This window comes from Rhodococcus sp. NPDC055112, assembly GCF_053607505.1.
In genome coordinates, this window is sequence record NZ_JBSGTR010000009.1 from 1 (window position 1) to 26844 (window position 26844).

General features: G+C 69.8%; 26 protein-coding genes. 13 read left to right on the top strand and 13 right to left on the bottom strand.

Annotated elements, in window-relative coordinates:
- A partial coding sequence (locus ACWFRB_RS06875) for a hypothetical protein (protein WP_452639763.1) occupies positions 1-184 on the top strand: 184 nt, incomplete at its 5' end.
- 144 nt (positions 185-328) lie between these two features.
- Here the strand turns inward: ACWFRB_RS06875 and ACWFRB_RS06880 are convergent.
- A complete protein-coding gene (locus ACWFRB_RS06880) occupies positions 329-1081 on the bottom strand; it encodes a DUF429 domain-containing protein (RefSeq protein ID WP_452639764.1) in 753 nt (250 codons plus the stop codon).
- Positions 1082-1118: 37 nt separating this feature from the next.
- Positions 1119-1337, bottom strand: coding sequence for a hypothetical protein (locus ACWFRB_RS06885; RefSeq protein WP_452639765.1), 219 nt, complete (start codon positions 1335-1337; stop codon positions 1119-1121).
- 325 nt (positions 1338-1662) lie between these two features.
- On the opposite strand from ACWFRB_RS06885, the gene ACWFRB_RS06890 reads away from it, so the two are divergent.
- A complete protein-coding gene (locus ACWFRB_RS06890) occupies positions 1663-2880 on the top strand; it encodes a DUF4185 domain-containing protein (RefSeq protein WP_452639767.1) in 1218 nt (405 codons plus the stop codon).
- 61 nt (positions 2881-2941) lie between these two features.
- Here the strand turns inward: ACWFRB_RS06890 and ACWFRB_RS06895 are convergent, their stop codons facing one another.
- Together ACWFRB_RS06895 and ACWFRB_RS06900 are read right to left on the bottom strand one after the other, a co-directional pair.
- The gene (locus ACWFRB_RS06895) at positions 2942-4072 is read right to left on the bottom strand and encodes an acyl-CoA dehydrogenase family protein (RefSeq protein WP_452639768.1); all 1131 of its coding nucleotides are present in this window, start codon (positions 4070-4072) and stop codon (positions 2942-2944) included.
- 9 nt (positions 4073-4081) lie between these two features.
- Positions 4082-5254 (bottom strand): acyl-CoA dehydrogenase family protein, encoded by a 1173-nt coding sequence (locus ACWFRB_RS06900; protein ID WP_452639769.1) that lies wholly within the window; start codon positions 5252-5254, stop codon positions 4082-4084.
- 167 nt (positions 5255-5421) lie between these two features.
- Here ACWFRB_RS06900 and ACWFRB_RS06905 point away from each other — a divergent pair, with 167 nt between their 5' ends.
- On the top strand, positions 5422-6036 hold the full coding sequence (locus tag ACWFRB_RS06905; protein WP_452639770.1) for a TetR/AcrR family transcriptional regulator: 615 nt from the start codon (positions 5422-5424) through the stop codon (positions 6034-6036).
- A 3-nt stretch (positions 6037-6039) separates the two neighbouring features.
- Here the strand turns inward: ACWFRB_RS06905 and ACWFRB_RS06910 are convergent, their stop codons facing one another.
- A complete protein-coding gene (locus ACWFRB_RS06910; protein ID WP_452639772.1) occupies positions 6040-7251 on the bottom strand; it encodes a hypothetical protein in 1212 nt (403 codons plus the stop codon).
- A 157-nt stretch (positions 7252-7408) separates the two neighbouring features.
- Between ACWFRB_RS06910 and ACWFRB_RS06915 the strand changes: the two genes are divergently transcribed.
- From ACWFRB_RS06915 to ACWFRB_RS06935, 5 genes are all read left to right on the top strand, one after another.
- The gene (locus ACWFRB_RS06915; protein ID WP_452639773.1) at positions 7409-7795 is read left to right on the top strand and encodes an excalibur calcium-binding domain-containing protein; all 387 of its coding nucleotides are present in this window, start codon (positions 7409-7411) and stop codon (positions 7793-7795) included.
- A 108-nt stretch (positions 7796-7903) separates the two neighbouring features.
- Positions 7904-8536: a histidine phosphatase family protein gene (locus tag ACWFRB_RS06920; protein WP_452639775.1), complete on the top strand. Its 633-nt coding sequence runs from the start codon at positions 7904-7906 to the stop codon at positions 8534-8536.
- Between the two features lie 85 nt (positions 8537-8621).
- Entirely contained in the window at positions 8622-10208 is a 1587-nt protein-coding gene (locus ACWFRB_RS06925; RefSeq protein WP_452639935.1) for a hypothetical protein, read from the top strand.
- A gap of 46 nt (positions 10209-10254) precedes the next feature.
- Positions 10255-10737, top strand: coding sequence for an SgcJ/EcaC family oxidoreductase (locus ACWFRB_RS06930; RefSeq protein WP_452639776.1), 483 nt, complete (start codon positions 10255-10257; stop codon positions 10735-10737).
- Positions 10734-11369, top strand: coding sequence for an AMIN-like domain-containing (lipo)protein (locus tag ACWFRB_RS06935; protein ID WP_452639777.1), 636 nt, complete (start codon positions 10734-10736; stop codon positions 11367-11369). The genes ACWFRB_RS06930 and ACWFRB_RS06935 overlap by 4 nt, the downstream gene beginning before the upstream one ends.
- A gap of 30 nt (positions 11370-11399) precedes the next feature.
- Here the strand turns inward: ACWFRB_RS06935 and ACWFRB_RS06940 are convergent, their stop codons facing one another.
- Together ACWFRB_RS06940 and ACWFRB_RS06945 are read right to left on the bottom strand one after the other, a co-directional pair.
- Positions 11400-13907: an ABC transporter permease gene (locus tag ACWFRB_RS06940; protein ID WP_452639937.1), complete on the bottom strand. Its 2508-nt coding sequence runs from the start codon at positions 13905-13907 to the stop codon at positions 11400-11402.
- Positions 13908-13922: 15 nt separating this feature from the next.
- The gene (locus ACWFRB_RS06945) at positions 13923-14723 is read right to left on the bottom strand and encodes an ABC transporter ATP-binding protein (protein ID WP_452639778.1); all 801 of its coding nucleotides are present in this window, start codon (positions 14721-14723) and stop codon (positions 13923-13925) included.
- A 272-nt stretch (positions 14724-14995) separates the two neighbouring features.
- Here ACWFRB_RS06945 and ACWFRB_RS06950 point away from each other — a divergent pair, with 272 nt between their 5' ends.
- Positions 14996-15772 carry a deoxyribonuclease IV gene (locus ACWFRB_RS06950; protein ID WP_452639780.1) on the top strand — a complete coding sequence of 259 codons (777 nt, stop codon included), beginning with the start codon at positions 14996-14998 and terminating at the stop codon, positions 15770-15772.
- Between the two features lie 11 nt (positions 15773-15783).
- Here the strand turns inward: ACWFRB_RS06950 and ACWFRB_RS06955 are convergent, their stop codons facing one another.
- Both ACWFRB_RS06955 and ACWFRB_RS06960 read right to left on the bottom strand, forming a co-directional pair.
- The gene (locus tag ACWFRB_RS06955) at positions 15784-16107 is read right to left on the bottom strand and encodes an ArsR/SmtB family transcription factor (RefSeq protein WP_452639782.1); all 324 of its coding nucleotides are present in this window, start codon (positions 16105-16107) and stop codon (positions 15784-15786) included.
- Positions 16104-16574, bottom strand: coding sequence for an SRPBCC domain-containing protein (locus ACWFRB_RS06960; RefSeq protein WP_452639784.1), 471 nt, complete (start codon positions 16572-16574; stop codon positions 16104-16106). The genes ACWFRB_RS06955 and ACWFRB_RS06960 overlap by 4 nt, the downstream gene beginning before the upstream one ends.
- Positions 16575-16726: 152 nt before the next feature.
- Between ACWFRB_RS06960 and ACWFRB_RS06965 the strand changes: the two genes are divergently transcribed.
- The 3 genes from ACWFRB_RS06965 to ACWFRB_RS06975 all read left to right on the top strand — a co-directional run bounded on the left by ACWFRB_RS06965 (position 16727) and on the right by ACWFRB_RS06975 (position 19309).
- Positions 16727-17251, top strand: coding sequence for a hypothetical protein (locus ACWFRB_RS06965; protein WP_452639786.1), 525 nt, complete (start codon positions 16727-16729; stop codon positions 17249-17251).
- A 41-nt stretch (positions 17252-17292) separates the two neighbouring features.
- Positions 17293-18612 (top strand): lipase family protein, encoded by a 1320-nt coding sequence (locus ACWFRB_RS06970; protein WP_452639788.1) that lies wholly within the window; start codon positions 17293-17295, stop codon positions 18610-18612.
- Positions 18613-18712: 100 nt separating this feature from the next.
- The gene (locus tag ACWFRB_RS06975) at positions 18713-19309 is read left to right on the top strand and encodes a hypothetical protein (RefSeq protein ID WP_452639790.1); all 597 of its coding nucleotides are present in this window, start codon (positions 18713-18715) and stop codon (positions 19307-19309) included.
- Positions 19310-19316: 7 nt separating this feature from the next.
- Here the strand turns inward: ACWFRB_RS06975 and ACWFRB_RS06980 are convergent, their stop codons facing one another.
- The 4 genes from ACWFRB_RS06980 to ACWFRB_RS06995 all read right to left on the bottom strand — a co-directional run bounded on the left by ACWFRB_RS06980 (position 19317) and on the right by ACWFRB_RS06995 (position 23825).
- Positions 19317-21476, bottom strand: coding sequence for a peptidase domain-containing ABC transporter (locus ACWFRB_RS06980; RefSeq protein WP_452639792.1), 2160 nt, complete (start codon positions 21474-21476; stop codon positions 19317-19319).
- Positions 21473-22564 carry a TIGR04500 family putative peptide maturation system protein gene (locus ACWFRB_RS06985; protein ID WP_452639794.1) on the bottom strand — a complete coding sequence of 364 codons (1092 nt, stop codon included), beginning with the start codon at positions 22562-22564 and terminating at the stop codon, positions 21473-21475. Before ACWFRB_RS06985 ends, ACWFRB_RS06980 begins: the two co-directional genes overlap by 4 nt.
- Positions 22561-23586 (bottom strand): MvdC/MvdD family ATP grasp protein, encoded by a 1026-nt coding sequence (locus ACWFRB_RS06990; RefSeq protein WP_452639796.1) that lies wholly within the window; start codon positions 23584-23586, stop codon positions 22561-22563. Before ACWFRB_RS06990 ends, ACWFRB_RS06985 begins: the two co-directional genes overlap by 4 nt.
- Before the next feature lie 83 nt (positions 23587-23669).
- Positions 23670-23825: a putative ATP-grasp target RiPP gene (locus ACWFRB_RS06995; protein WP_452639797.1), complete on the bottom strand. Its 156-nt coding sequence runs from the start codon at positions 23823-23825 to the stop codon at positions 23670-23672.
- 144 nt (positions 23826-23969) lie between these two features.
- On the opposite strand from ACWFRB_RS06995, the gene ACWFRB_RS07000 reads away from it, so the two are divergent.
- Positions 23970-26843 carry an AfsR/SARP family transcriptional regulator gene (locus ACWFRB_RS07000; RefSeq protein WP_452639799.1) on the top strand — a complete coding sequence of 958 codons (2874 nt, stop codon included), beginning with the start codon at positions 23970-23972 and terminating at the stop codon, positions 26841-26843.
- Position 26844: the final 1 nt, after the last annotated feature.

Consider the following 26844-nt stretch of genomic DNA (forward strand, 5'->3'; position numbering starts at 1 on the left):
TCATCGGCACACTGTTGAGTTCTCAAAGAACACGCACACACCATCACCACCAAGAAACACGTTCTCGGCCGCTCCGGGGCAACTGTTCCAGCCTATCTCACCGAGCAGACCCGGTCAAAACCGGCCCCGCCACACCAAGAAGGCAGTCGAAGAAGAACCGATCGAAACCGGCTACACCTTCTAGGATTGTCTGGCGCCTACGTCCAACCTCGTGTCCCGCGCCTCTCGGCCGGGTCGGTGTCCGTGTCGCTCTGACTCGACAAAAGTTACGCGACAAACCTCAGAACACCAAAACGCCTGGTCGGAAGCGGTAATCGGCATTCGGTCGTCAGATTCGGGTGCCGCGGAGCGTTTCCAGCGGCGAATTCGGCAGGTGAATCCACCCCTCCCGCTCCGCCACCGCCCGATCCTCGTCATCGGGCAGCGTCGTCTTGCCGAGTGACGCCGCGCGGGCCACGACGGCGGCCACCACCGCGTCGAAGGCGTCGTCGGATTCCCGACACAAGCGCTCCCCCGCTCCGAGGTCCAGCCACGGCGCCGCCTCACCGAAGCCGGTCACGAGTTGGGTGAGTGCCGCCCTGTTCGCCAGTCCCTTGTAGCCACGTGCAGGCAGACCCCACCCGAGTAGCGCAGCGGCCGGGTACACCTCGACCGCGCGTCCCGAGACCCGGCCGGCCTCGACACCACTCTCTCGAAGCTCGGCGAGCAGGCCCGCGCAGCGAAACGCAACGTGCGCGATGCGATCGGCGGAGACGCTGAGCGGGGACAGCCCTGTCGACGCACGGACGACGAGGTCGGTGTGTCTCATCGCCAGCGGCCTGCGGCCGTCCCTGCTCTCCAGTTTGTTGGTGCCCGAGAGGGTGCCTGCGTCGTGTTCGTTCAGGAACCGAACGAACGCCTCGGGCCACCCGAAGGGCGAGTCGATCCCGGTTCGCTCGGCGCCGCGTCCGGCCTCGAGGATCTCCGCGTTGCCGACGCCGAGCCGCAGGCTCTCGACACTCGCCGCGCCCTCGGACCACGCGATCACCGCAACCGCCGTCTTCCCCGGCTCCGCCGCGAGGTCAACGCCCACCGTTCGCATCACACGAGGCCAGGTGCGTGCACCTTCACGTGGGCGACTAGGCAATGGTGCGACGGGAGCGCGCGGGGCGCTCGAGCCGACCGTGCGACTCCGCCCGCAGCTTCAGCAGGTAGAGCCCGGAGACGGACGCGACGATGAGCCACAGCACCGCGACCTCGACATCCAGGCCGTAGATGCCGATGGCGGCGCCGACGAGCCCGGTCACAAAGACACAGACACTGAGGGTCTTGAGGGCGGGAGGGGCGATTGTGGTCATGCTCGAACACCTACTCGGAGGTTCTTCGGCGCCCGCACGCGAGCCACCGTCTTGGTATCTGCTTCGTCGAGAATTACGCCTCTCGGGTGCGTAAGACTCCTGAGCCGCATTTCCGCACGAAACGCTAGCGGCACGTGGCAGACAATCCCGATAGGCGCGGCGCCGTTATCCAAATCGAGACCTTCGCCTACCTCGCAGGCAATTCGGAAGTCTTGTCCGAACGGTTATCCAAGGGCACGACCGCTTTTCTCCCGCTTCGTTAGATTGTCAGCGGCCGCGATTGAAGTTCGGCCGTTAAACAGAATCGAGAGGGAAGGCCCAACCGATGACCCGGACCCCCAAGTACCTGATGCTGTCCCTCGCCGCGACCGTGGCGTCGACCGCGGTACTCGCCATCGGCGCTCCCGCCGGGGCGGCGGATCTGTTCTGCGGCGGTACCGGCAGCGGCGGGAGCAGCGGGTTCGGAAGCACGGGCGGCGCGGGCAACCCGATCCCGTGGTTGAACGGCCAGGACGGGCGGCTCCCCAACCTGAAGGGCAAGACCCGGGCGATCGAGCATGTCACCGGTATGAACGGCCCCAACGACACCGCGCGGCGGTTCAACGTGGTCGGCACCGATCTCGGCATCATGTGGGACAACGGCGCGGGCCAGGTCCTCACCGCGTTCGGCGACACCACTGGGCTCAGCCAGGCTCCCCTGTGCGAAGGGCTGGTGGGCGACTGGCGGAGCAACGTGCTCTTCCGCAGCTCCGACCGCGAACTCGGCGACGGGATGAGCATCGACAGCTCGCCGCTGGACCGACCGAACCACTCGAAGGAATTCCTCCCGAGCAAGAAGATCCCCGGCATCGAGCACACCGTCATCCCGACCACCGGAATCTCCGTCAACGGGGTGCAGTACATCAATTACATGTCCATCCGCAGCTGGGCGGCGCCCGGCGAATGGGTCACCAATTACTCCCAGATCGCAACCTCCACAGACAATGGCGAGACCTGGACGCCGCGGCCGGAATCGGTGCGACTGAACGTCCTCGACGACGCCCTCTCCCGGGCGAATCTCCCGGCGACGGGAAATCAGAATTTCCAGATGGGCGCCTTCGTCAAGCACGACGGCTTCATCTACAACTTCGGCACCCCGTCGGGTCGTTCCGGGCAGGCCCGGCTCTCCCGCACCCCGGAAGCCTCGATCCTGAACGTCGCCGGCTATGAGTACTGGGACGGCGCTCGCTGGGTGGTGGGCAACCCGGCGGTCGCGGTGCCGGTGCTGGACGGCAGGGTCAGCGAGCTGTCGGTCCAGTACAACGCCTACCTGGGCAAGTTCATCGCGCTGTACTCCAACGAATCGAACGGGCTGGTCATGCGGACCGCGCCGGTGCTGACCGGGCCGTGGAGTGCACCGGAAACGCTGATCAGCGGCGCGACAGTGCCCGGCCTGTACGGCGCGTACATGCATCCCTGGTCGGAGGGCGAGAACCTGTACTTCCTGGCCACGACCTGGTCCGACTACAACGTGATGATGATGCGCACCACGCTCAGCCGCTGACCCCCGACGTCCGAGAGCCCCGCCGACCGCACGGGTCGTCGGGGCTCTCGGACGTTACGGGTTACTGCGAGACGTTGACCATCTCGTGGTCGGCGACGGTGCCCGCCAGCACGCGCAGGTGGTCGTCGGCGCTGCCCAGTGTGTGCTCGATCGCGACGAGCCGGGAGACGTAGTGCCCCACCGGGTACTCGGCGGTCATGCCGATGCCACCGTGCATCTGGATGGCCTCCTGACCGATGTGCCGCGAGGCCCGCCCGATCTGCAGCTTGGCCCGCGAGGCGATCGTCGGGTCCTTCACGCCGTCCGCAAGGGACATCGTGGCGTACAGGCTCATGCTGCTCGCCAATTCCAGCGAGACGTACATGTCCGCCGCGCGCTGCGTCAGGGTCTGGAACTTCGCAAGCGGAACACCGAACTGCTTGCGCTGCTTGAGGTACTCCGTGGTCAGCCGCAGCGTCTCCGCCATCGCACCCACGGCCTCTGCACACAGCGCGGCCTGCGCCCGCACCTCGGACGCGGTGATCGCGGCGGTGACGTCGCCGCCGTCACCGAGCTGCTCGGCAGGTGCGTCGGCGAACTCGATCTGGGCGCCGCGCAAGCCGTCGTGGGTGGCGTAGCCACGCCGCGTCACGCCCTCGGCGGCCGCGTCGACCAGGAACAGGCCAACTCCCCCGCCGGGCAGGGTCGCGCTGACGACCAGGGTGTCGGCGCAGTCGCCGTGCAGCACCGGGTTCTTGCGCCCGGTGAGGACCCAGCCGTCGCCCCGCGCGGTGGCAGTCGTCGAGACCACGCTCGCGGGCCAGCGGCTACCGGGTTCGGCGTGCGCGAACGCCAGCAGCACGGTGCCCTCGGCGACCCGAGGCAGGTAGCGCGCACGCTGGTCGGCCGAGCCCGCGTCGGCGATCAACCCACCGGCGAGCAGGACGGCGAGGTACGGCTCCGGCGCCAGCGCGCGGCCGATCTCGTTCATCACGGCCATCGTCTCGACCGGTCCTGCGCCCATCCCGCCGTCCTCCTCGGCGAACGGCAGACCGAGCAGGCCGATCTCGGCGAAGCTCTTCCACACGTCCCGGCTCCAGCCGAGGTCGGTGGCGGTGACGGCGTTGCGCTTCTCGGCGTCGTAGCTGCGACCGAGCAGCTCACGGGTCGTGTCGCGCAGCATGACCTGTTCGTCATTGAGTTCGAAGTCCATTGCGGCGCCTCACAATCCGAGGATCGAGGAGGCAATGATGGTGCGCTGCACCTCGCTCGATCCGCTGTAGATGGATACCTTTCGGTAGTTCAGGTAGGTCGGGGCGGCGTGCTGCGCCCAGGACGGCGACTCGATGTCGGCCGCGCCGAACGGCAGCGAATCGGGGCCGGCGACGTCCATGAGAATCTCGGTGGTGGCCTGCTGCAGCTCCGAGCCGCGCAGCTTGAGCAACGACGACGCCGGGTTGGGCTTGCCGTCCGCCGAGCCCGCGACCACCCGCAGCTGGGTCAGCTCGAGCGCGAGCAGCTCGTTCTCCAGCTCCGCGAGGCGCGCCGCGAACAGCGGGTCCTGCAGCAGCGTGCCGTCGCCGACCTTGGTCTGAGCCGCCAGCTCCTTGGCCCGTGCCAGGCGCACCTTGGAGGTGCCGACCCGGGTGACGCCGGTGCGCTCGTTGCCGAGCAGGAACTTCGCGTATCCCCAGCCGGCGTTCTCCTCGCCGACGAGGTTCTCGGCCGGGACGCGGACGTCCTCGAACCACACCTCGTTGACCTCGTAGCTGCCGTCGATCAGCTTGATCGGGCGGACGGTGACGCCGGGGGTCTTCATGTCGATGAGCAGGAACGAGATGCCTGCCTGCCGCTTCGGGGCATTGGGGTCGGTCCGGACCAGGCAGAAGATCCAGTCCGCGTGCTGCGCCAGCGTGGTCCAGGTCTTCTGGCCGTTGACGATGTAGTCGTCGCCGTCGCGGACGGCACGGGTCTTGAGCGAGGCCAGGTCGGAGCCCGCCTCCGGCTCGGAGAAGCCCTGGCACCACCAGATGTCGAGGTTCGCGGTCGCGGGCAGGAACTTCTCCTTCTGCTCCTGCGAACCGAAGGCCGCGATGACCGGTCCGACCATGTCGGCGTTGAACGCCAGCGGGTCCGGCACCGAGGCCAGCTGCATCTCGTCCAGCCACAGGTGACGCTGTACCGGCGTCCAGTCGCGGCCGCCCCACTCGACCGGCCAGTTCGGCACGGCGAGCCCGTTGGCGTTGAGGATCGCCTGGGTGGTCTTGAAATCCTCGGCGGTCAGCTCACCGCCACGCGCGGCGCGCTCACGGATGTCGGCCGGGATCTGGGTGGTGAAGAACGTGCGCATCTCGTCGCGAAAGGCGAGTTCCTCGTCGGTGAGTTTCAGGTTCATTGTGTGCTTTCTGTGTCAGATCGCCGAACCCCGGCCGGCCGAAGCGGACGGGGCGAGCCGAGAGCGCGCACCGCAGAACTAAGCGCACGCTCATTTCCTAAGCGCATGCTTATACTTGTCCCGTTGGCGGGAGTTGTCAAGGTCGAGAACGTGAAGCGGAGGCGAAGGTGAGCGAATCGGTGGCGGCCGAGACACCCGGCGTGGTGAGCAGCTCCAAGGCCGCCGCGCGGATCCGGGCCGCGGCCGTGGAGGCCTTCGCCGAGAACGGCTACGGGGGGACCACCACCCGCGACATCGCCGCCCGCCTCGGCCTGAGCCCCGCCGCGATGTACCCGCATTACAAGTCCAAGGAAGAGCTGCTCTACGCGATCAGCTACGAGGGCCACCAGCGGTGCGTCGAACTGCTCACCGACGCCGATCCCGTCGACTCGCCACCCACCGAGCGGCTGCGCGCGGTCGTCGGCGCCTTCACCCGGTGGCATGCAACGCACCACGCCCGCGGACGGGTGGTGCAGTACGAGCTGACCGCGCTCTCACCCGAGCACTACCACACGATCATCGGCCTCCGCCGCGACGTGAACCGGATCGTCAAGCGGATCGTCAAGGCGGGCGCCGCGGACGGCTCGTTCGTCGTGCCGGACGTCGAGGGCGTGACCCTCGCGATCACCTCGCTCTGCGTCGACGTCTGCCGATGGTTCCCCGGTGGCGGCTTCACCGAACCGGATCGGGTCGCGGACCTGTATTCCGAACTGGCCCTTCGCCTCGTCGCGGCCACGGCCTGACGGTCAGTCCCGCCCGCGGCCCGGTTCCGCGCGCGACGTCAGCGCCAGGATGTCGCGGTACAGGACGCTCTGATACGTCCCCATCAGCTCCTCGACCCCACCGAACTGGTCGCCGACGTGATGGGTGTTCTCCGCCGAGAGTTCCCGGCTGCCCGAGCGCGCGATGAGGTCGTCGATCCTCGAATCGAGGCTCATCGTCCGCTGCACCGCGGCGATGGCCTGCAACTGCTCCTCCGCCTGGGAGAGCAGGTCGCCGATGCGGGCCAGCGCCGCGACCCGTTCGACCAGCTGATGCCACACGGGCGCCAGCGCTGTCTGCCGCGCCGTGATCTGGGCGCGGGCACCCTCGCCCCGTGTGGACCGCATGGCCGCGGCGAGCTCGGCGCCGATCCCCCGCAGCGCCACGGTGTCGGCCGCGATCTGGATCAGCTCGTCCGCCAGGTCCAGCTGGGCACGCTGGATGAGGAAGTGCTCCGAATGCCAGGCCGACGACCCGTCGATCCGGTCGTACAGCGTGCCCGCCAGGTAGAGCAGGGTGTCGTACCGGTCAGTGAACCGCTCGCCCTCGGGTGCGGCGCCCTGGGCGAGGGCCTCGGCGGCCCGGCGACCGAAGCCGGCCAGCGGCGTGCTCTCGGTGAGCGCGGCGACGCGCTCCGCTGCGGCGCCGAGGGTCGCGTTCCGCACCTGATCGACGGGGCGATCGCCCGAGGCGACGGGCACCGGGGTCCGTTGCAGCGCAGCGAACAGCGCCTCCCGCTGGGCGGGTTCCAGGTGCACCCCGTCGCGTCTCTCCCGCCGGATCGCACGCACCCCGCTCGCGTAGTGCGTGGTAGAGAGCACCAGCGCCGACCGCAGGTGATCGAGCCGCTTGGCGACCTCGGCGGCCCGGAAGGTGAACACGGCCTGCACGGGCCCCGGCCGCAGCTCCGCAGCCCGACCCGCGAGCCGGGCCTGCTCGTCGGTGAGCCGTCGGAGCGCACCGAAGCCCCCGATCGACGGGATGGTCCGGCCCGTCCGCCGCCGCTCGGCCAGGATCTCGCGCGTGGCGACGTCGACGTGCCCCGCCGCGATCAGCACGGCGGCCTCGTCGGACAGCACCGGCAGCCGGGCCTCGACCCACGCGCCCTCGCTCCACCGTCGCACCTGCAGCGAGATGCGCTCGCGGCGTTGCGCCGCGGTCTCGTAATCGCCCGGGACCTGCGGGTCATCCGACATCGAGCCTCCTCGAGTTCCAGGACTCCACTGTTCCAGAAATCGAGGCGGGACGCTTCGACACGGCAGACGGGTGCTGCGCACGCCGACTTCCCGAAGAACCGACCGATTTGTCCGCTATGGTGCAAGTTCTCACAATTCATGAAATGGAGAAGGATCGATGATGGTTCGACGGCTCACTGTCGGGATACTCGGGTGCGCAGCGGTATTGGTCGCACCGACCGCCGCATCTGCGGCAACACTGTCCGAGTATCTGCCGCCCGAAGTTGCAGCCATGATCACCAGCGGATCCGCCGACGCCGCCCAACCCCTGCTCCCGTTGCTTCCCCCGCCGCCGTTCCCCGCACCGGCACCCGCACCGGCGCCGGCGCCGGCGCCCCGGTTCGTGCCGCCCGCTCCTGCTCCCCCTGCGCCGGCGAAGCCGAACCGGACGTACAAGAACTGCACCGAGGTCCGCAATGCCGGCGCGGCGCCGCTCTATCGGGGCGAGGCCGGCTACGCCGCCCACCTCGATAGGGACAACGACGGAATCGCCTGCGAAAACTGAGTTCGGCCGGCCGTGTGCCCTCCATGTCGAGCGGAGGGCACACGTGCCGTCGAATCACCCAGTCGCGCAGCACCGCTCGTCCCCGCCCGGTGTTAGTCTGCGGCGACCATGACCTACCTGGCGCTGATTCGGCACGGCGAGACCGAGTGGAACGCACAACGCCGCTTGCAGGGCTCTTCCGACATCCCACTCAACGACACCGGCCGCGCACAGGCGAGCAGGGCCGCCGACGCGCTGGCTGACCAGACCTGGGATCTACTGGTCAGCTCGCCGCTGTCGCGCGCGACCGAGACCGCAGACATCATCGGCGCACGGCTCGGCATCAAGCCCTCGGCCGCGTACCACGACCTGGCCGAACGCCATCTCGGCGAGGCCGAGGGCATCACCGACTACGAGGCCTACGACCGTTGGCCGCACGGCCGCTATCCGGATATCGAACCGAAGCCCGCGGTGGCGCAGCGCGGGCTTCGCGCCATCGACGACCTGGCCCGACACCACCCCGGGTCTGCGATCATCGCGGTCACGCACGGTGGGGTCATCCGCGCGGTCCTCGACGCCGTCCACTCGGCTCGCTCACCGCGGATTCGCAACGCCGGCATCAGCACCATCAGCCACGACGGGCAGCGGTGGACCGTGCACACCATCAACGGGGTCGAACTGCTGCCCCGGCACGCCAAGAGCCGGACAGGCCCGCCCGCGACCATTGCCACTACTTCCCGGGACCAGGTGCGAAACTCTTAGGGTGAGGCAACCACCCGAACGTGGAAACAGACGCCGGATTCGCCCGTCGCTGCTGCGGTTGTGGGGCATCGCCGCGGTCGGCCTGTTGTGGCCGGTCCCGGTCGCCGCGGCCGCGACGCCGCCGAGCCAGCCCGCCGCCTGCGTACCGTTCGGGACCGCCCAGCTGCCGCCGGGGGCACCGTCCGGCGGCGGCAGGCTCGGGTTGACGAACCTGCCGGTGTTCACTGGGCAGTCGGCCCCGGCCAGCGTCGAACTACGCACGCCGACCACGCAGTTCAACCGGTTCTCCGATTTCGCGCTTGTCGGCCGGGACCTGCTCACCCGTCCCCGAGCGACAGACGGAACCAACGCCGAACCGTGGCGCTACGTCCCGATGCCCGAATGCCTGCGAGGCCGCCTGATCGGGATCTCACTCGACGACGACGAGTTGGCGGCCATCGACGACAACGGCTGGATCTACACGATGGACAACGCCTCGCAGGACCCGATCCTGTGGAACTGGACATCCGCGTGGGGCTCGCCGCTGTGGTTCGCTCCTGGACAACAACTTCCGGGCGAGAACGGGAACGGTTGGGCACTGAGCGTCTCCTCCCCGTGGGACAACCAGACCTTCACCGACATCGCGGGGCGAATCCACTATGTGGGGCTGGGGAAGATGACGATGCTCCCCGCGCTCACCGGCGACGGCAGCCGCATCACCTTCGCCGACCCGTGGCTGCCGAACGACGACAGCTACGAGATCGGCGGCCCGCTCGGTGGCCGGTTCAAGTCGATCTCGCTGTCCGCGGCCGGGTCGACGACGTTCGTGATGAACAGGTACGGCGACATGTACACCCGCAGTTTCGATTTCGACTCATCGGGATCGGATTCGGTCTTCTTCCGGTACAGCTGGGACAGCCAGGCCGGCAAGCCCACCGCCCCCAACATCGTCGCCGAACTGCTCGATCGCAACACCGCCGCCATCCAGCTGCCCGCGCCCGACTGGGTCCATCAGCCCAAGGTCCCCGGCGAGATCACCTCGGCGATCAGCGTCAATTCCCTCGGGCCGGGCCCGGGCAGGCGTGAACTGCGGGTCGAGGGCCGCCGCGACGGCGGCACCGGGTTCTGGCACAAGGACCTGACCGCGCCCGCCTGGGAATTCACCCGCACGGACGCCCCGCGCCTCGGCATCCCCGTGGACAACCCGTCGGCGGACCGGTCGAACGACACCCTGGCCCCACCCGCACCGTGGCACCTGTCGGGGAACCTGCCCGCCCGGGACGGCAGCATCGACGGTCAGACCCTGATCGACATCGGGTTCCCCTACTCGGTGGTCGACCCACGGCTACTCGACGCGGTCGGATCGCACGCCGCACCGTCGGGCTACCGCATCTCGGTGTCGCAGTTCGACCCCGCGGCCACGAGCAGGGCGGCGACGGTGACCGCGCCCGACGGTACCGAGATCCCGGTGGTGCTGCACACCGCCGACGGACTGCGACTGTTCGACACGCGTGCCGCCGGCCTCGACGCCGAACCGCGCCATCTCGTCGGCGCCGTCGAGGTCCCCCGCGACGCCTTCTACTCGCGCGGCGACGATCCCGCGCTCGAGAGCTTCGTCCGGGACTGGATGCGGGGCAAGCAGATCGCCGCGATCACCCTCAGCGCCACCGACCACGATCTGGTGGTGAGGTAGCAACGTCCAATCCGTCGAACGCCAACCGAGGAAATCAGGTGCCGCGATGCACAAGCCCACCGTTCGAACCATCGCACTGACCGCGGGCGCGATCGCGGCCCTCACGGCATGCGCGGACCCCATCTCGGGAGTCGCGCAGGATGATCCGCCGTCGCAGGAACAGGTCGCAGAGTTGTTCGACACCTGGAACGAGACGCTGGCGACCGGCGACCCCGAGGCCGTCGCGGACCTGTACGCCCCGGACGCGGTGCTCCTCCCGACGGTGTCCAATGTGGTGCGCACCGACCGCGCGGGCATCATCGACTATTTCACCGGCTTCCTGCCCAGCAAGCCCAGCGCGGTGATCGAGCAGTCCGTCGTCAACGTGCTCGATGCGGAGAACGCGATCGACACGGGCGTCTACCGCTTCACCCTGAACACTCCCGAGGGCCCCGAGCTCGTCGATGCCCGTTACACATTCGTGTACGAGAAGAGGGACGGCAAATGGCTGATCGTGAACCACCACTCCTCCGAAATGCCGGAATCATGAACCGGCCGACCACGCCCCGCAGTCGGCTCGTCGCGCTCTGCGGCGTGCTCACGGTGGGCGGAGCGCTCGCGCTGACCGGCTGCGGCGACAGCAACGACGGCCTCGCGACCACCTCGGGGTCGGTCACCGCGGCGCCGGTCGACTCCCCCACCTCCGCGTCGGGCGCCACACTCATGTCGACCACCCCGAACACCGCCTGGAGCACCGACCCCCAGCGGGCCGACGCGTCAGCCGATGCGCGCCTCACGGTCACCGGACTGCGCGTCGGCGGCCACGACGGCTACGACCGCGTCGTCTACGAATTGGGCGGCACCGGCGTTCCCGGCTGGACGGTCCGCTACGCCGACCTCGCCGTCCAGGAGGGCAGCGGGGAGGTGATCCCGATGGCAGGCGATGCGATCCTCGAGGTCCTCATCTCCGGGAGCGGCTACCCGTTCGACACGGGCATCGCCGAATACGACGGGCCGAATCCGTTGTCGGGCGAGGGTTCCGAGCTGGTCACCGAGACCCGGATCTCCGGGGTGTTCGAGGGGACGACCCAGTCGTTCATCGGGCTCGAGTCCGGCGGGCATCCGTTCACGGTGTCCACGCTGAGCGACCCGACCAGGCTGGTCGTCGACATCGAGCACTGACGTCGACGACCAGCCCGGCGGCACGCGCGATCACACCCCGGCGATCGCCTCCAGCGGCTTGGTGCGCGCGGCCCGCGCGGCCGGCCACAGGGCGGCAAGCACGCCGACCACCGCGGAGCCGAGCAGCATGGCCACCACCTGCCCCCACGGCACCGCGATCACGTCGAGACCCTCATCCGCCAGCGTGCTGACGAAACCCCAACCGAACGCGAGTCCGAGCAGCACTCCCACCGCCGCACCGAAGACCGCGATGAGCACCGACTCCAGGTAGATGGTGCGGCGCACCTGCGGTCGTTGCATGCCGACGGCCCTGAGCATTCCGATCTCGCGGCGCCGCTCCACCACCGAGAGGGCGAGGGTGTTGATGATGCCGAGGATCGCGATCACGATGGCCAACGCGAGCAGCCCGTAGAGCACCGCCAGCAAGGTGTCGATCTGCTTGCCCTGACTGCCCTTGAACTCCTCGCGGTCCTTGACCTGCACGACGAGGAACTTGTCCGTCGCCGCCGCCAGATCGCCGCGCATCGCCACAAGGTCGGCGCCGGGCTGGGCCTCGATCAGCACCGCCCAGACCGCCCTGACCGCGGCCGGCGTCACCTGCTCGTACACAGATTCGGGCACCATCCAGTCACCGAGGAGCTGGGAGTCGGCGTAGATGCCGGTGACATTGGTGGTCACCTGCTCGCCGTCGCGGTCGGTCAGGACGACGGGCGTACCGAGTCGCCACCCCTTCTCGTCGGCGGTCGTCCGAGAGATCAGCATGTTGTTGCCCGCCAGCTCGGCCGCACCCTCCTCGAGGGTGTAGTCGAGGACACCGTCGAGCTGTCCGCTGAGGGCGGTGCCGAACTGTGGCTCGTCGTCGATCTTGACCGCGACGCCGTGCAGTTCGACCGCATCCGCCACCCCTGGCACCTCCTTGGCGGCGGCCGCCGCCCCGAGAGGAACACCCATCGCGTCCGGGCCTGCGAGGATGTAGTCGGCGCGGACGCCGGTGTCCACCAGGGAATTCACACTCTCCTTCGCGGACGCGCCGAACACTCCGATCACCGACACCAGCATCAGCCCGAGGGTCAACGCGAACGCGGTCGCCGCGGTGCGACGGGGGTTGCGCACGGCGTTGGTGCGGGCCAGCCGGCCCACCGGACCGAACGGCTTGGCGAACACCGCGCCGAGCGCGCCCACCACCGGGCGCGAGAGCGCGGGCGCCGCGAGCAGGACCGCGACGATCAACGCGGCCGCCCCGAGGCCGACCGTCGTGGCCGCTCCGCCACCCGTGCCGCGCGAGCCGACCAGCAGCAGTACGCCGCCGACCACCGCGGCGATCGCACCGATCAACGTCCGCACCCGCAGCGAGTCACCCGTGGAGGAGAACTCCTCCCGCATCGCCGCCACCGGCGGCACCTTGGCCGCCCGGCGCGCGGGCGCGTAGGCACTGACCACCGTGACGAGCACCCCGACGGCGAGCGCGACGATGACGGTGCGCGGCTCCAGCTGCAACGACCCGGAAGGCAACCCGACATCGAAACTGTTGAGCAGCGCGCGCAGCCCGTATGCGAGGCCGACGCCCGCGGCGATGCCGAGCGCGCTACCGAGGAGGCCGACGATCAGCGCCTCGAGCACCACCGAGCGCCCCACCTGCTTGCGGCTGGCGCCGATCGCCCGCAGCAGCGCGAGCTCGCGCAGCCGCTGGGCCACGATCATCGAGAAGGTGTTGTAGATGATGAACGTTCCGACCAGCAGCGCGATCGCGCCGAACGCGAGCAGGAAGTAGTTCATGAAGCTGAGCGCCGAGTTCACCTCCGCCTTCACGTCCTCGCGGACCTGATCGCCGGTGTCCACCTTGAGATCCGGGAGGGCGGCCGCGACCCGGTCGCGCAGCTCGGACTGGGAGACCCCGGTGCCCGCTACATCGATGTAGTCCACGTGGCTGCCGTCGGTGAAGAGCTCGCGCGCCTGCGCTCCGTCGAACTGCGCGCCGACGAATCCACCGGAGTCGGAAGGTGTTTCGTAGATCCCGCTGACGGTGACGTCGATGACCCCGCTCGTCGGCACCAGCACCTGGGTCCGGTCACCCACCGCGAGACCGGCCTTGCGTGCCGCGCCCTCGTTGAGCGCGATCTGGCCCGGAGCGGCCGGCGGCGCCCCCGCGACCATCACATCGGGATCGCCGAGCGCCTGCTCCGGCGGGGTGTAGGACAGCCCGATGCTGGGCGCACCACCGGACTGCAGCGGCTTCTTGTCGGCGCCGAGCAGCACGATCGGGCCGTCGACGGCCGGCACGACCGCGCGCACCCCGTCGACCGACTCGAGCGTCGGGAGCTCGGTGAGCGGTACCCCGCTCGACCCCTCCTCCAGTCCGCTGACCCTGACGTCGACGCCCTTCGCCGCGTCCGCGAACAGCCCGTCGAAGGTCTTCTGCAGCGTGTCGGTGAACACGAACGACCCGGCCACGAATGCGGTGCCGAGGACGACGGAGAGCACGGTCAGCGCGAGCCGGACCTTGTGCGCCGCGAGGTTTCGCAGCGACACCTTGCGCATGGGTGATGCCATGTCTCAGCCCTGTCCGTCGACGGCGACGGTGTCGAGCCGCTTCATCCGGTCGAGGACGGTCTCGGCGGTCGGGTCACGCAACTCGTCGACGATGTGGCCGTCGGCGAGGAAGACCACCCGGTCCGCGTAGCTCGCGGCCCGCGGATCATGCGTGACGATCACGACGGTCTGGCCGAACTCGTCCACCGCGGCCCGCAGGATGGCGAGCACCTCGCCGGAGGAGCGCGAGTCCAGGTTGCCGGTGGGCTCGTCGCCGAAGATGATCTCCGGCTGACCGGCCAGCGCCCGCGCGCAGGCGACACGCTGTTGCTGACCGCCGGACAGTTCGCTGGGCCGATGGTCGAGCCGGTCCTTGAGCCCGAGCCGGGTGAGCACGTCGTCGAGCCAGGACGGATCGGCCTTTCGGCCCGCGATGTCGAGCGGAAGGGTGATGTTCTCCAGTGCCGTGAGCGTCGGAACCAGGTTGAACGCCTGGAAGACGAAACCGATCCGGTCGCGCCGCAGCTGCGTCATCTGCTTGTCGGACAGGGTCGTCAGCTCGGTGTCCCCGATCATGACCGACCCCGAGGTGGCGGAGTCCAGCCCGGCCAGGCAGTGCATCAGCGTCGACTTACCGGACCCCGAGGGCCCCATGATCGCGGTGAACTCGCCGCGCGCGAAATCGGCCGACACCCCGTCCAGCGCCCGGACCTGGGTGTCCCCCGAGCCGTACGTCTTGTTCAGGTTCTGCGCGCGGGCCGCGACGGGGGTGGGGGCGGGCGTTTCGGTTGACACCGCTACGGCGCCGAGGGCATGCGAGCTCATGACTGCCTTTCGTCCTGGGGCTGGGCTGACACTGCGACCGCATCAGTCTTGCCGGAGCCGATGTGCGAGCGCCATCAGGGACCACCCTGATCTTTTGGCACATCGAACCATCACGCGAGGCGATCGGTGGCAGCTCGTCAAAGAACCGACGCACCGCCGCCGAGGTGCGATCCGGCGACCCCATCGCGTTTCGACTGGGTTAGAGCGGTGAAGACCGGCCGAGAAGGGGTTCTCGAAGTCGTCTGTCCGACCCAGGCCCTACCCTGGTAACCATGCGAATCGGAGCACACGTACGCGAGGACGACGATCCCATCGGGGCAGGTGAGCGGCTCGGCGCGGAGGTGGTGCAGCTGTTCCTCACCGATCCGCAGAAGTGGAACAAGCTGACCCCGCATCCGAGGACCGAGCAGATCCGCGACAGTGCGATCGACGTCGTGGTCCACTCGTCGTACGTCATCAACGTGGCGAGCCTGAACAACCGGATCCGGATCCCCTCCCGCAAGTCGGTGGCGGATCAGGCGAAGGCCGCGGCGGACCTCGGCGCGATCGGCCTTGTCGTGCACGGCGGGCACGTCCGCGACGGCGAGGACCCCGCCGCGGGGTTCGACAACTGGCGCAAGCTGTTCGAACGGCAGGCCGACAAGGGTGGCTTCGAGGTGCCGATCCTGATCGAGAACACCGCGGGCGGGGAATCGTCGATGGCCCGGCGGTTCGACGACATCGCCCGGCTGTGGGACCAGGTCGGCGAGTTCGGCGCCGGATTCTGCCTCGACACCTGCCACGCGTGGGCCGGTGGCGAGGACCTGGTCGGCGTGGTGGAGCGGATCAAGGCGATCACCGGGCGCATCGACCTGGTGCACCTGAACAATTCCCGCGACGAGTTCAACTCCGCGCGGGACCGGCACGCAAACCTGACCGACGGCACCATCGACCCGGAGGTGCTGGCGGCCGTCGTGCTCGCAGCGCAGGCCCCGGTCATCTTGGAGACCCCGGCGGACGGCCTCGCCGACGACCTCGCCTACCTGCGCGAGGCCGTCGGCAACGCCTGAGCCGATATCGCCTACAGCGCCTCGGCGATCCGCTTGATCTGGTCGAGCCGCGCGTCCCATTGCGCGCCGATCTCCTCGAGCCTGCGGCCGACCGCACTGAGAGTGGCGCCGATCGCGCGGTATCGCACCTCCCGGCCCACCGGGACGCGTTCGACCAGCCCGGCGACCTCGAGCGCCGCGAGGTGTTTCGCGATCGCCTGCCTGCTGACGGGCAGGCGATCGGCGAGCGCGGACGCCGACAGGTCCGCCTCGCCGAGCAGCACGAGGATGTCCCAGCGGGTGTCGTCGGCTAGCGCCGCGAACACACGGGTCGGGGTCGGCCCCCCTCCTGTCATGCCGCCTTCGCCTCGAGGTAGGCCACGAGCTCGTCCAGTTCGGCGTTCCAGCCCTGCCGGTTGCCCTCGAGCGCGTCGCGGCGCTCGGACTCCTCGTCGCTGACCCGGTCGAATCCGGTCTCGACGACGGTGAGCTCGGTGGAGCCGCCGAGCTCACGGAGCGCGAATCGCACGTCCGTACCCCGGATCAGGTCGGGGTCATCGGCCTGGCCCCAGCGGTACCCGAAGCGGTCGGGCTCCTCGACCTCGATGATCTCGAGCGGCATGTCGCCGTGCTCGTCCCAGCTGAAGACGCCCCTGGCCCCGACGGTGAGCGAGTCGATCACCGCGCGCTGGCCGAACCACTTCGCGATGTGTTCCGGGTCGGTCAGCGCCTGCCACACCCGATCGCGCGTCGCATCGATGACCACCGTCCGGCTGACGGTGTAGCGCCCCTCGTCCACGGTTGCCTGACCTGTCGACGTCATCTGGATCTCCTCCTGTGGGTTGCCCGCGATATCTGCAACCCAATGGTTGCACTCGATGGCAATCAATGCAACCCCCCGGTTGCATCGAGGAGGTTGCGTATCGCCGCCTGTCGCTCCCGGGGATTCGGGTCGCCGATTGTTAGGATGGGCAAGTGAACTCGCTGGTCGAGGCCCTCAACTCCGATACCGCACCGTGGTGGGCGGTACCACTGTCGATGATCCTCGGGATCCTGCTCGGCGTATTCGCCGTCCGGCGCGGCAGATCGACCCCCACCCCGGAACCGGTCCGCACCGCCGCGTCAGACCCGCAGGCCCGGTCCACCTACGTGCGATTCCTCGCCGCGGCCGACCGGGCACACAACAGCATCGTCGAGGTCGACCATGCCGTGCTCGCCGAGGCGGACCTCGAGGAGTCGCTCGAGGCCGAGGACCCGCAACTGAAGGCCCTTGCCCGGTCCATCGTCGAGATGGACTCGATCGCGAACGAACTCCGGATCTGCGCCCCCGGCCCCGTGGTCGGCGCGACCGTCGCCCTCTTCGGATTCGTCACCGACTCCACCATCGACGGGGTCACCGACCAGGACGCGTTCCGGGCCCGGTACAACGACAAGAAGGCAGCACTGATCGGCGCGATCCGAGAATCGCTCGGGGAGCAGCCGCTCACGACTGCACGCTGAACGGGCCGGAATCCGGAACATCCCGGATAGCATCACGGCTCATGCGACTGCTTGCGTGTCTGCTGCTCACGGCTGCCCTGGTCACCGGAGCGACGTCGATAGCAGGTGCCCAACCGGTTTCGGCCAATTCCGACCCGTTCTACTCGCCGCCCAAGGGTTTCGAGGCCGAGCAACCGGGCGCCATCCTGCGCGAGCGGACGGTCGAGCTGGCGTCGTTCTCAACGCTGCCGTTCGACGCCAGAGCCTGGCAACTGCTCTATCGGACAACCGATCTGGACGGCGAGCCGACAGCGACGGTCACCACGGTGATCCTGCCCGGCGGCCCCGTGCCCGCGGGCGGCAGGCCGCTGCTGTCCTATCAGGTGGCGCAGGACAGCGGGAACCTGGACTGCGCGCCGTCGATCGGGATGCGCGCGGGATCCGGCATCGAGGCCTTCACGACCCAGGGCGAGATGACCTTCCTGCCCGCCGCTCTGCACGAGGGTTGGGCGGTGTCCGTGCCGGATCACCAGGGCCCCCGGTCCGCCCTGCTCGCGCCCCGCGAGCCCGGCTATGCGGTGCTCGACGGCATCCGCGCTGCGCAGCGGTTCGCCCCCCTCGGGCTGGCAGGCGCCAAGACCCCGGTCGCCGCGTGGGGCTACTCCGGCGGCGGCCTCGCCTCCGGGTGGGCCGCCGAGATGCAACCGTCCTATGCGCCGGAACTGGACATCCGGGGCGTCGCCCTCGGATCGCCGGTACCGGAACCGTTGGCCACGATGGGCACGCTCAGCGGCACCGTGTGGTCGGGTCTGCAGCTGGTCGGGCTCAGCGCCTTTCAGCACAGCTTCCCCGCCGCGGCCCGGTCGCTCGAGGAGCACCTCACCCCCGAGGGCAAACGACTGATGGACGAGGCAACCGGCCGATGCCTGGCGCGCAACCTCGCGAGCGGGGTGATGCGCGACAACGCGCCGCTCTTCACCATTCCCATCGACCGGTTGGTCGAGCTCCCCGGAGTGGCCGATGCCTTCGACGAGATGCGGCTCGGCAGGCACAGCCCGACTGCACCTGTCTACGTCTACAGCGGCGTCATCGACGAGGTCGATCCCATCGACACGGTCGACCGACTGGTCGAGCGGTACTGCGAGGGCGGTACCCCGGTGACCTACCGGCGGGACTCGACCGGACTGCACACCGGCCTCATGCTGACGGGCGCACCCGACGCCAAGAACTGGCTGCGGGCCCGACTGACGGGAGCACCCGTCGGGCCCGGGTGTGACACCCAGACGGTCACGTCCACGCTGCTGTCACCCGGCGCGGTCGACACGTACGCGACCTCGAATCTGCAGACCCTGCAGACGATGCTCGGCGTGCCGATCCGCTGAGCCCGACAACGGGCGGTCGGGCGCTGAAATCATCTCTCGCCGGGTGCACGGTTATCCGGTACCTTCTCCTCGGAGCAGCACACGACACGAGGAGCATTGAGTGAACGGCAAGAACCTGGCACGTCGCACCACCGCCGCATTCGCCATCGGCGCGACCGCCACCCTCGTGTTCGCGGGCACCGCAGGCGCCGACCCCCAGTCGGACGGCATTCAGGATCTCCGCAAGGCCGCCGCCAACTCCGAGGCGAACAGCGCCGCCGTCGACGTCCTGGTCGGCTCTCCTCTGGTCACCACGAACATCGCGAGCTCCTTCGGCCTGTTCGCGTTCACCTCGCCCACGATCGGCTGCGGCCCCGGCGTCCCGATCACGCTCACCGGAGCCTCCGCCAGCAGCGGCGGCGACCTCAAGACCGGCCAGATCCGGTTCCAGGCCTCCCCCCGCGTCTCCGGCGTGGCGAAGGGCTCCGGCCTGACCGCCGTGTGGGTCAACACCAGCACCGGCGCGAGCGGCATCGCGCCCATCGACGGTGTCACCGAGTTCGGCACCCCGTCGCTGTCGAAGGTCGTCGACTCCGGCCCCGGCAACGTCGCCGCCGCGCTGTTCGGCACGGTCACCTACGCCGACGCGACCTGCGTGGTGCTGCCGACCGTCGGCATGTTCACCGTCGCCGCCCCCGCTGGCACTCCCGCCAAGTAGCCCCGGATTACGTCGCCGGGGCGGCCTCGATCGTCTGCCCCGCGACGAGATCGGCGTACGCGCCGCCCGCACCGACGAGTTCCTCGTGCCTGCCGCGCTCCACGATCCTGCCGCCCTCGAGCACCAGGATCACGTCGGCCTCCCGCACCGTGCTCAGGCGGTGCGCGATGACGATCCGGGTCTGACGCAGCGTGGTCAGATTCCCCGCGACGGCCGCCTCCGTTCTCGTGTCCAGCGCGCTGGTCGCCTCGTCCAGCAGGAGGATGCACGGGTCCGCCAGCACCGCCCGCGCCAACGCCAGCCGCTGCCGCTGCCCGCCGGACAGCCCCGCCCCCTCCCGCAGCACGGTGTCGTAACCCATCGGCATCGCGGCGATCTCGTCGTGCAGGCAGGCCACCCGGGCGGCCGCGATGATCGCGTCCCGCCCGGCCCGTGGCCGGCACAGCCCGATGTTCTCGGCGATGCTGCCGGTGAACAACACACACTCCTGCGTGACGACGCCGAACTGGGCGCGCAGCGACTTCAGGTCGACGCCAACGGAATCGATGCCGTCGAAATGCACTGATCCCTCGGTCGGCGGGAACAGCCCGAGCAGCAGGCGCGCGAGGGTGCTCTTGCCCGAGCCGGAGCGTCCGACCAGCGCCACCGTGGCCCCCGCAGGAATCTCGAGGTCGAGGTCGCGCAGCACCCACTCCGAGCGTGGGTCGTACCGAAACCCCACGCCCCGCAACGAGATGGATCCACGAAGCTGCGGCGCGACCGCGACCTCGAGGCCGTGCTGCTCGGCAGGGGCCTCGAGAATGTCGCCGATCCTCCGCAGGTGCGCGCCCGCCACCTGGAGGCGCTGCAGGGTGCCGACGAGCGAGCCGATCGGCGCCAGCGCGGCAAGCGCGATCCCGTTCAGCGCGATCATCTGACCGAGCGTCTGCTGCCCCGACATCACCTGGGTCGCACCGACGGTGATCAGCGTCGCGGGGGCCGCGACCCGCAGCGTCGAGAGCGCCGCGTCCAGCGCACCCTGCAGCAGGCCGCTGCGCGCAGCATCGTGCACCGACGCGGCGAACAACCGCGACCACTGCGTCAGCACCGCGGTCTCGGCGCCGGAGGCCTTCACCGTCTCGATCCCGCCGACCGCCTCGATAAGCTGCCCCTCGGCGGCGGTCTGCCCGGCGAGTTCCCGCTGCCCGAGCTCGACCACGCGGCGGTTGCTCAGCACGATGAGGCCCACCGACGCCGCCGCGAACCCGGTCAGCCAGAGGCCGACCAGGGGCGACCACCAGTACACCGCCGCGAGGTAGCCCAGCGCCAGCGGCCCGTCGAGGAGTGCGGCGACGACCGGGCCGGTGACCAGTTCGCGGACCGCACCCACCGATGAGATGCGTTGCACCACATCGCCGGTCCCCCTCCTGAGGAAATACCCGAGCGGAAGGCGCAGCAACCGCTCGACGAGTGTCGCGGTGACCTCCGCGTCGACCTGACTGCGGAAGAGGACCAGCAGCGCGCTCCGTGCCAGCCCGACCCCGAGGTAGCCGAGGGCCGCGGCGCCCACGGCGAGCATCACCGCGACCAGCAGGCCGCGATCACCGTCCGGAATGACCCGGTCCACCAGGACGGCCGAGGACAGTGGCAACGCCATCCCCAACGCCTGCAACGCCGCCGAGGCGAGCACGGTCCGGGCGATCAGACCGCGTCGGCCGCGCAGCAGGAGCGAGGCCAACTCCCGGCGCCATGGCGCCCCCGCGCGTTCGGACCGGTGGGGTTCGAGCGAACCGCGCTCGAACTCCAGCAAGACACCGGAATAGCCCTCGTCGAACTCGGCATGACCGATTCTGCGCCTGCCACGGGCCGGGTCCACGATGTGAACCCACCGCGGACCGACCCGCTCGACCACCACGAAATGATCTCCGCGCCAATGCACAACGGCCGGCAAGGCCACCTCGCCGCGCAGCACGATCTGTGCCGGTCCGCCCAGCGCGCGTACGCGCAGCCCGTACCCGCGAGCGGCCTGTACCAGCGCCAACGCGGTCAACCCGTCCCGCCCCGCGCCCAGTTCCTCGCCCACCTCGGCCGCGGTGTGATGCGACCCGAAATACCGGAGGATCATCGTCAGGCACGCCGCACCACAGTCCGACATCCCGTTCTGGGCGACGGGGACGATCCGCGTCACGGCCGGTGCACCGGCGCGCCGGTGGGCGTCTTGGCGGCGTCACCCCAGAACCACTCGACCCGGGCGGCCTCGCGCCGCTCGTCCAGCCACTGCGCGAACACCGCCTCCGACACCGCCCGGTCGGCTCGTGCGTCCGACGCCGCTCCGAATCGCGCCAGCACCTGCACGACCCGCCATCCGGATTCGTCCCGCACCGGACCGAGCAGCTCCGACGGTTCGGCCAGGAACAGCGGCCCCGCAACAGATTCGGGCAGCTCGCACCTGACCACCTCGGTCATATCAACGCCCGAGAGCGTGGCCGAGGCCGCGAACTCCCCCGCGGCCGCTGCGGCGAACGCGCACACGGCATCCTCGGTGCAGTCGACCATCCGTGCCCGCACGAGATCCAGGAACCGTTGCGCCTCGGCGTGATCGGCGAATCGCACGGAGGCGACCCGCGCCCGATCGAGGGCGCCGGCGTTCTCGGCAAGCCACCCGGGGCGTCGGTCCGCCACCACCAGCCGCTTCAGCTCGGCGATGGCGGCCTCGCGCTCCACCAGCTCCTCGAGCGCCGCATGGCTGAGTGTCCTGGCACGCATCCAGCGCTCGGTGTCCGCCACCGTCAGCAGCCCGCGCGCCCGCCGGAACGCGTCCATGGCGTCCTGCAGTGCGCCCGGCTCCAACCGCACGGGATTCTCGGCGAGTTCCTGCTTGATCAGGCACACCGAGATCAGCCGGTCGAGCAGGTCGGTCCGCTCCCACATGACGTCGAGGTAGGCCATCGCCTCCTCGATCGCGAGCGCCTCCCCGTTCACCCGCAGCAGCATCGATTCGGCGGTGCGCTGGGTCCCGCGCAGCGACCACGGTATGGCCCGGTCGGGCGCCCACGAGAGCGTGGCCGTGCCCACCCCGGTCTCGGTGAGCAGCAGCCCGTAGTGCATCGAGTCGTCCAGCGCCTCGCGGTGCCGCAGCAGCCGCATCCGGGTGCGCGGATGCCGGGCGCGCAGCGGGGCGAGCGCCTCATGGGGGTCGGGCCGAGCCGAGCCCTCGTTGAGCTGCACCAGCAGGCTCAGCGCCTCGGCGAGCAGGGTCGGGTTCGGTGCGGTCATCGGTTGGCTCCGAGGGTTCGTTGAGGGAGGTGACGGTCGGCCGAGCTCAAGAGCAGGGCGGCCAGCTCGGCGGAGATGGTCAGCCCGGTGGCGTCCTCGATCCACAGCCACTGGCCGGACGGATTGATCTCCAGGAAGACATACCGGCCGTCCGGGGTCACGATCAGATCGATTGCGCCGTAACGCAGGCCGAGCTCGGCGACAAGGACTATGCAGCGTCTGGCGACGTCGCCGGGGAGGTCGTGCACGGCGTACCTGGTCGCGGACGGGTCGTAACAGCGCCAGTCGAGGCGGGTGTGATTGCTCTCCTGGCTGTGGATCTCGGCGGCGAAGACGGTCGCGCCGACGACGGTCACCCGCAGTTCCACCCGCTTCGGCACATAACCCTGGACGATGAGCGGGCACAGCCGCATCGCCTCGGCCGAGGCCACGTCGACGGTGGTGGCGAGTTCAGCCATCCGGGCGTAGCTCTCGTCGCCACGCACCAGCCACGGTCGCTGTAGCGGCTTGGTGATGACCCGGCCCTCGTTCTCGTCCCAGAAGTCGAGGAACTCATCGGGATCGGTCGTGATGATCGTCGGCGGGAGCTCGAAGCCGAGTCGTCCCGCAAGGGCGAGTTGCCCCGGTTTACGACCCGCGTGCCGGATCGCCGACCTGGTGCCCGGCACGGCGAGGCCATCCAGGTCGTCCCAGAGTCCCGAGGCAAAGGACTCGCATTCCTGCTCGACGTACTCGCGGGCCGCGGGCTCGATGACGGCAGGGTGCGCGCGCGGGTCCTGTGGGCGGCGGAACCAGACTGCGTCGACGGAATCAAGGTCCACCCGCTCACCGTCGCGAACGAGTCCACGGCTCAGCCGGCCGTCGGATGTGTACCGCACCGACAGCGCCGCCGCGGAGGGGAACTCGGCGGGATCGAAGACGGTGACGCGGGCGCCCGCGGCGTCGAGGAGGCCCGTCACCGTGTCGGCGTGGGCGTCACCGGGCTGCGTCAGCACCAGGATGTGGGCGGCGGGCTCTGGCATGGCGATTGCTCCTCGTGTGCGTCAAGAAGGCGCAGGGGGCGCGGTTCGCACCGCGCCCCCTGTCTCCCCCTGTGGGTGACCGATCAGAAGTCGGCGTCGGTCCCGGTCCAGCCGTCGACCACGTCGATGACCTTGCTGGAGCGGCCACGGTCACGCATACCGCCGGACACGGCCGCGAGCTGGGCCTCGTTGAGCTCGGCGCCGGCCGCGGGGATCTCGGTGATGGTGGTGTTGCGCATGTCGTTCTCCTGTCGTAAACGGTGTCGGTGTGTCCGACCAGAAGACAGTGCCTGGCCTCGGTGGGAAACGATTGGCAGTGCGCTGCACGGCGCTGGCAACTCACTGGCAAGTCGCTGGCAAGCGCGCCCCCTATGCTGATCGGCATGCTCGAGCCGACCGCAGCCACGCCGCCTCCGAAGTCCGTGTACCTGCAGGTTCTCGGCCCGGTGCGGGTTCTCGTCGGCGATGAGGACGTCTCGATCGGCGGCCCGGTGCCGCGGGCGTTGCTGTCCCGGCTGGCGATCGCGGCGGGCGAGAGCGTCTCGGACGACGCCCTGATCGACGACCTGTGGGGTGCCGATCCGCCGCCCAGCGCCAAGGTCACCCTGCAGGGCTATGTCGCACGGATCCGCCGGGCGCTCGATCCCCACCGCCGCGGGGCGCGTTCCCTGGTGCTGACGCGGCGCGGCAACGGGTACGCGCTCGAACCCGATGCCACGGACTGGCAGCAGTTCAGCACGTTGGCACGGGCAGGCAGAGCGCATCTCGTCGACGGCAACGCCGCGTCGGCAGCCGAAACCCTCGACGCCGCACTGGATCACTGGTGCGGCGACGCGTACGCGGACGTCACCGACTCCGAAGCCGTGTCCGTCGAGGCGCACCGGCTCGACGCGCTCCGGCTCGACGCGGTGGAGGATCGGATGGAAGCCGCACTCGCGCTGGGCGAGTACGGATCCGCGGCGGCCCGGCTGGACGCGTTCACTCGTCGGTACCCGCTCCGGGAGCGGTCGTGGGAACTACTGGCCCGCGCGCACTACCTCGCCGGACGTCCCGGTGAGGCCCTCGACGCCCTGCGCCGGGCTCGGGACACGCTCGCCGACGAGCTCGGGACCGATCCGCGCCCCAGCCTGCTGGCGCTGCAGGCCGCGATCCTCGAGCACGACGTCGCGCTGACGCCCGCACCGACGGCCCCGGCCGCAGCCCAACCGCCGACCCCGCCTCCGACCCCGCCTGCGGCGCCGGATCCGTTCGCGCACAACATCCCTCTCGCCCTCTCCCCGCTGGTGGGGCGGGCGACCCAGCTCGCCGAACTCGCCGCGCTGATCCGCACGCATCGCCTCGTCACGCTCACCGGCGCGGGCGGCATGGGCAAGACGAGGCTCGCACTCGAAGCGGCGCGGTCCCGACGGGACGCCGACGGGCCGTGGCTGGTGGAGTTGGCAGGCGCCCGCGACGGCGCCCAGGTCACCGACGCCGTCGCCACCGCCCTCGGACTGACCGTCGCCGGCGGTGTCGAGTCCCTCGCCGTAGTGCTTCGCGAGCGTGAACTACTACTGGTCCTCGACAACTGTGAACAGGTCGTGGCCCCGGTCGCAGACGTGGTCACGACGATCCTGACCCGGTGCCCGTCGGTTCGGATCCTCGCCACCAGTCGCGAAGCCCTATTCGCTGCAGGCGAATTCGTGTACGAGGTGCCGCCCCTCACCGACGGCGAGGACGTGCAACTGTTCGTCGAGCGTGCCGCCGCACAGCTCGGCGCCTTCGAACCGGACGCCGAGGAACGTGCCCTGCTCGACCGGTTGTGCACCGAACTCGACGGAATGCCCCTGGCCATCGAACTGGCTGCGGCCCAGTGCCGCACCCTGTCGGTGCGGCAGTTGATCGCGAACATCGACGATCGCTTCAGCGTGCTGCGGGGCGGCCCGCGCACCAACGCGCGGCACACCACGATGCTCGCCGCGGTCGAGTGGTCGTACCGGTCGCTCAACCCTGACGAGCAGTGCCTCTTCCAGTCCCTGGCGATCTTCGAGGGTGGGTTCGACCTCGACGCGGCGACCGCCGTCGTCGACCACCCGACCCTGCTCGCCGACCTGGCCTCCCTCGTCGACAAGTCGCTGATCTCCGTGGTGGGTGGCGACCCCCGCCGCTATCGCATGCTCGAAACCCTGCGCGGGTACGCGGCACTGATCCGCGATCGCTCGCACACCGCGGAGCTGCGCGAGCGGCACACCCGGTGGATCTGCGAACTGGCCGACGGCGCCCATTACGGGCTGCGGGGACCTCAGAGCACCCGGTGGATGCGGCGGCTCGACATCGAGATCGGGAACGTCCGCGCCGCGTTGGACGCCAGCCTGCACGACCACGAGACCTACCTCCGGATCGCAGGCGGCGTCTACTGGTACTGGTACCGGGCCGGACACGTCGCGGAGGCGCTGAGCTACCTCGATCCCGCTCTGCAGCAGCACGATGACCAAGCGATGTCGGACATCCCGAGCCTGATCCGGGTGCGCGCCGTCTCCGGGGTGACGCTGATCCGGTACCTCGCCGGCGACATGGCCGGACTCCTCGAGGCGTTCGGCAGGCTCGCCGAACTCCACGTTGACACGGCCGACCCCGTCGCGCGGACGGAGGCCGCACTGATCCTCGCCTTCTTCGAGGCCGGCTCCGGGCTCGTCGAGCAGGCACGGGCGCACGCGACGAGTGCACTGGACTTCGCGCGGCGAACCGAGCAGCCGTTCACCGAGTGCGAGGCGCTGATGTGCCTGGGGACGGCGGACTTTCGGGACGGCGCCTTCGACGACGCCGCTCGCAACCTCGGTGCGGCGACGAGGGTCGCGGCGGAGTACGGATACGGCTGGTGTGAGGCATCCACACTGTGGATCGACGCGAAGGCCGATCTGGCCCAAGACAAGTGGGGCGGCCCTGCGGAGGACAAGCTGATCCGGATGGTTGCGGTGTGCGAGTCCAACGACGACGTCACCTCGTGGCTGGTGGCGGTGGCCACGCTTGCCTACGCGGCGTTCCGGCGCGGGGACCACGACTCGGCCGCGGAACTGACCGGGGTGGTGGCCAAGCAGGGCGCGCTGATCGGCTACCACCCGCATACGATGGACCCGGTCGACCTGGCCCGCTACGACCGTGAACTCAGGGCGGGGATCCCGTCGGACCGTCTCGAGGCGGGTCTGTCCCGGGGCGCCGCACTGTCCCGGGACAGGGTGACGATCCGGGTCCCCGACGCCCCTGCCCGGTCGGCGTGAT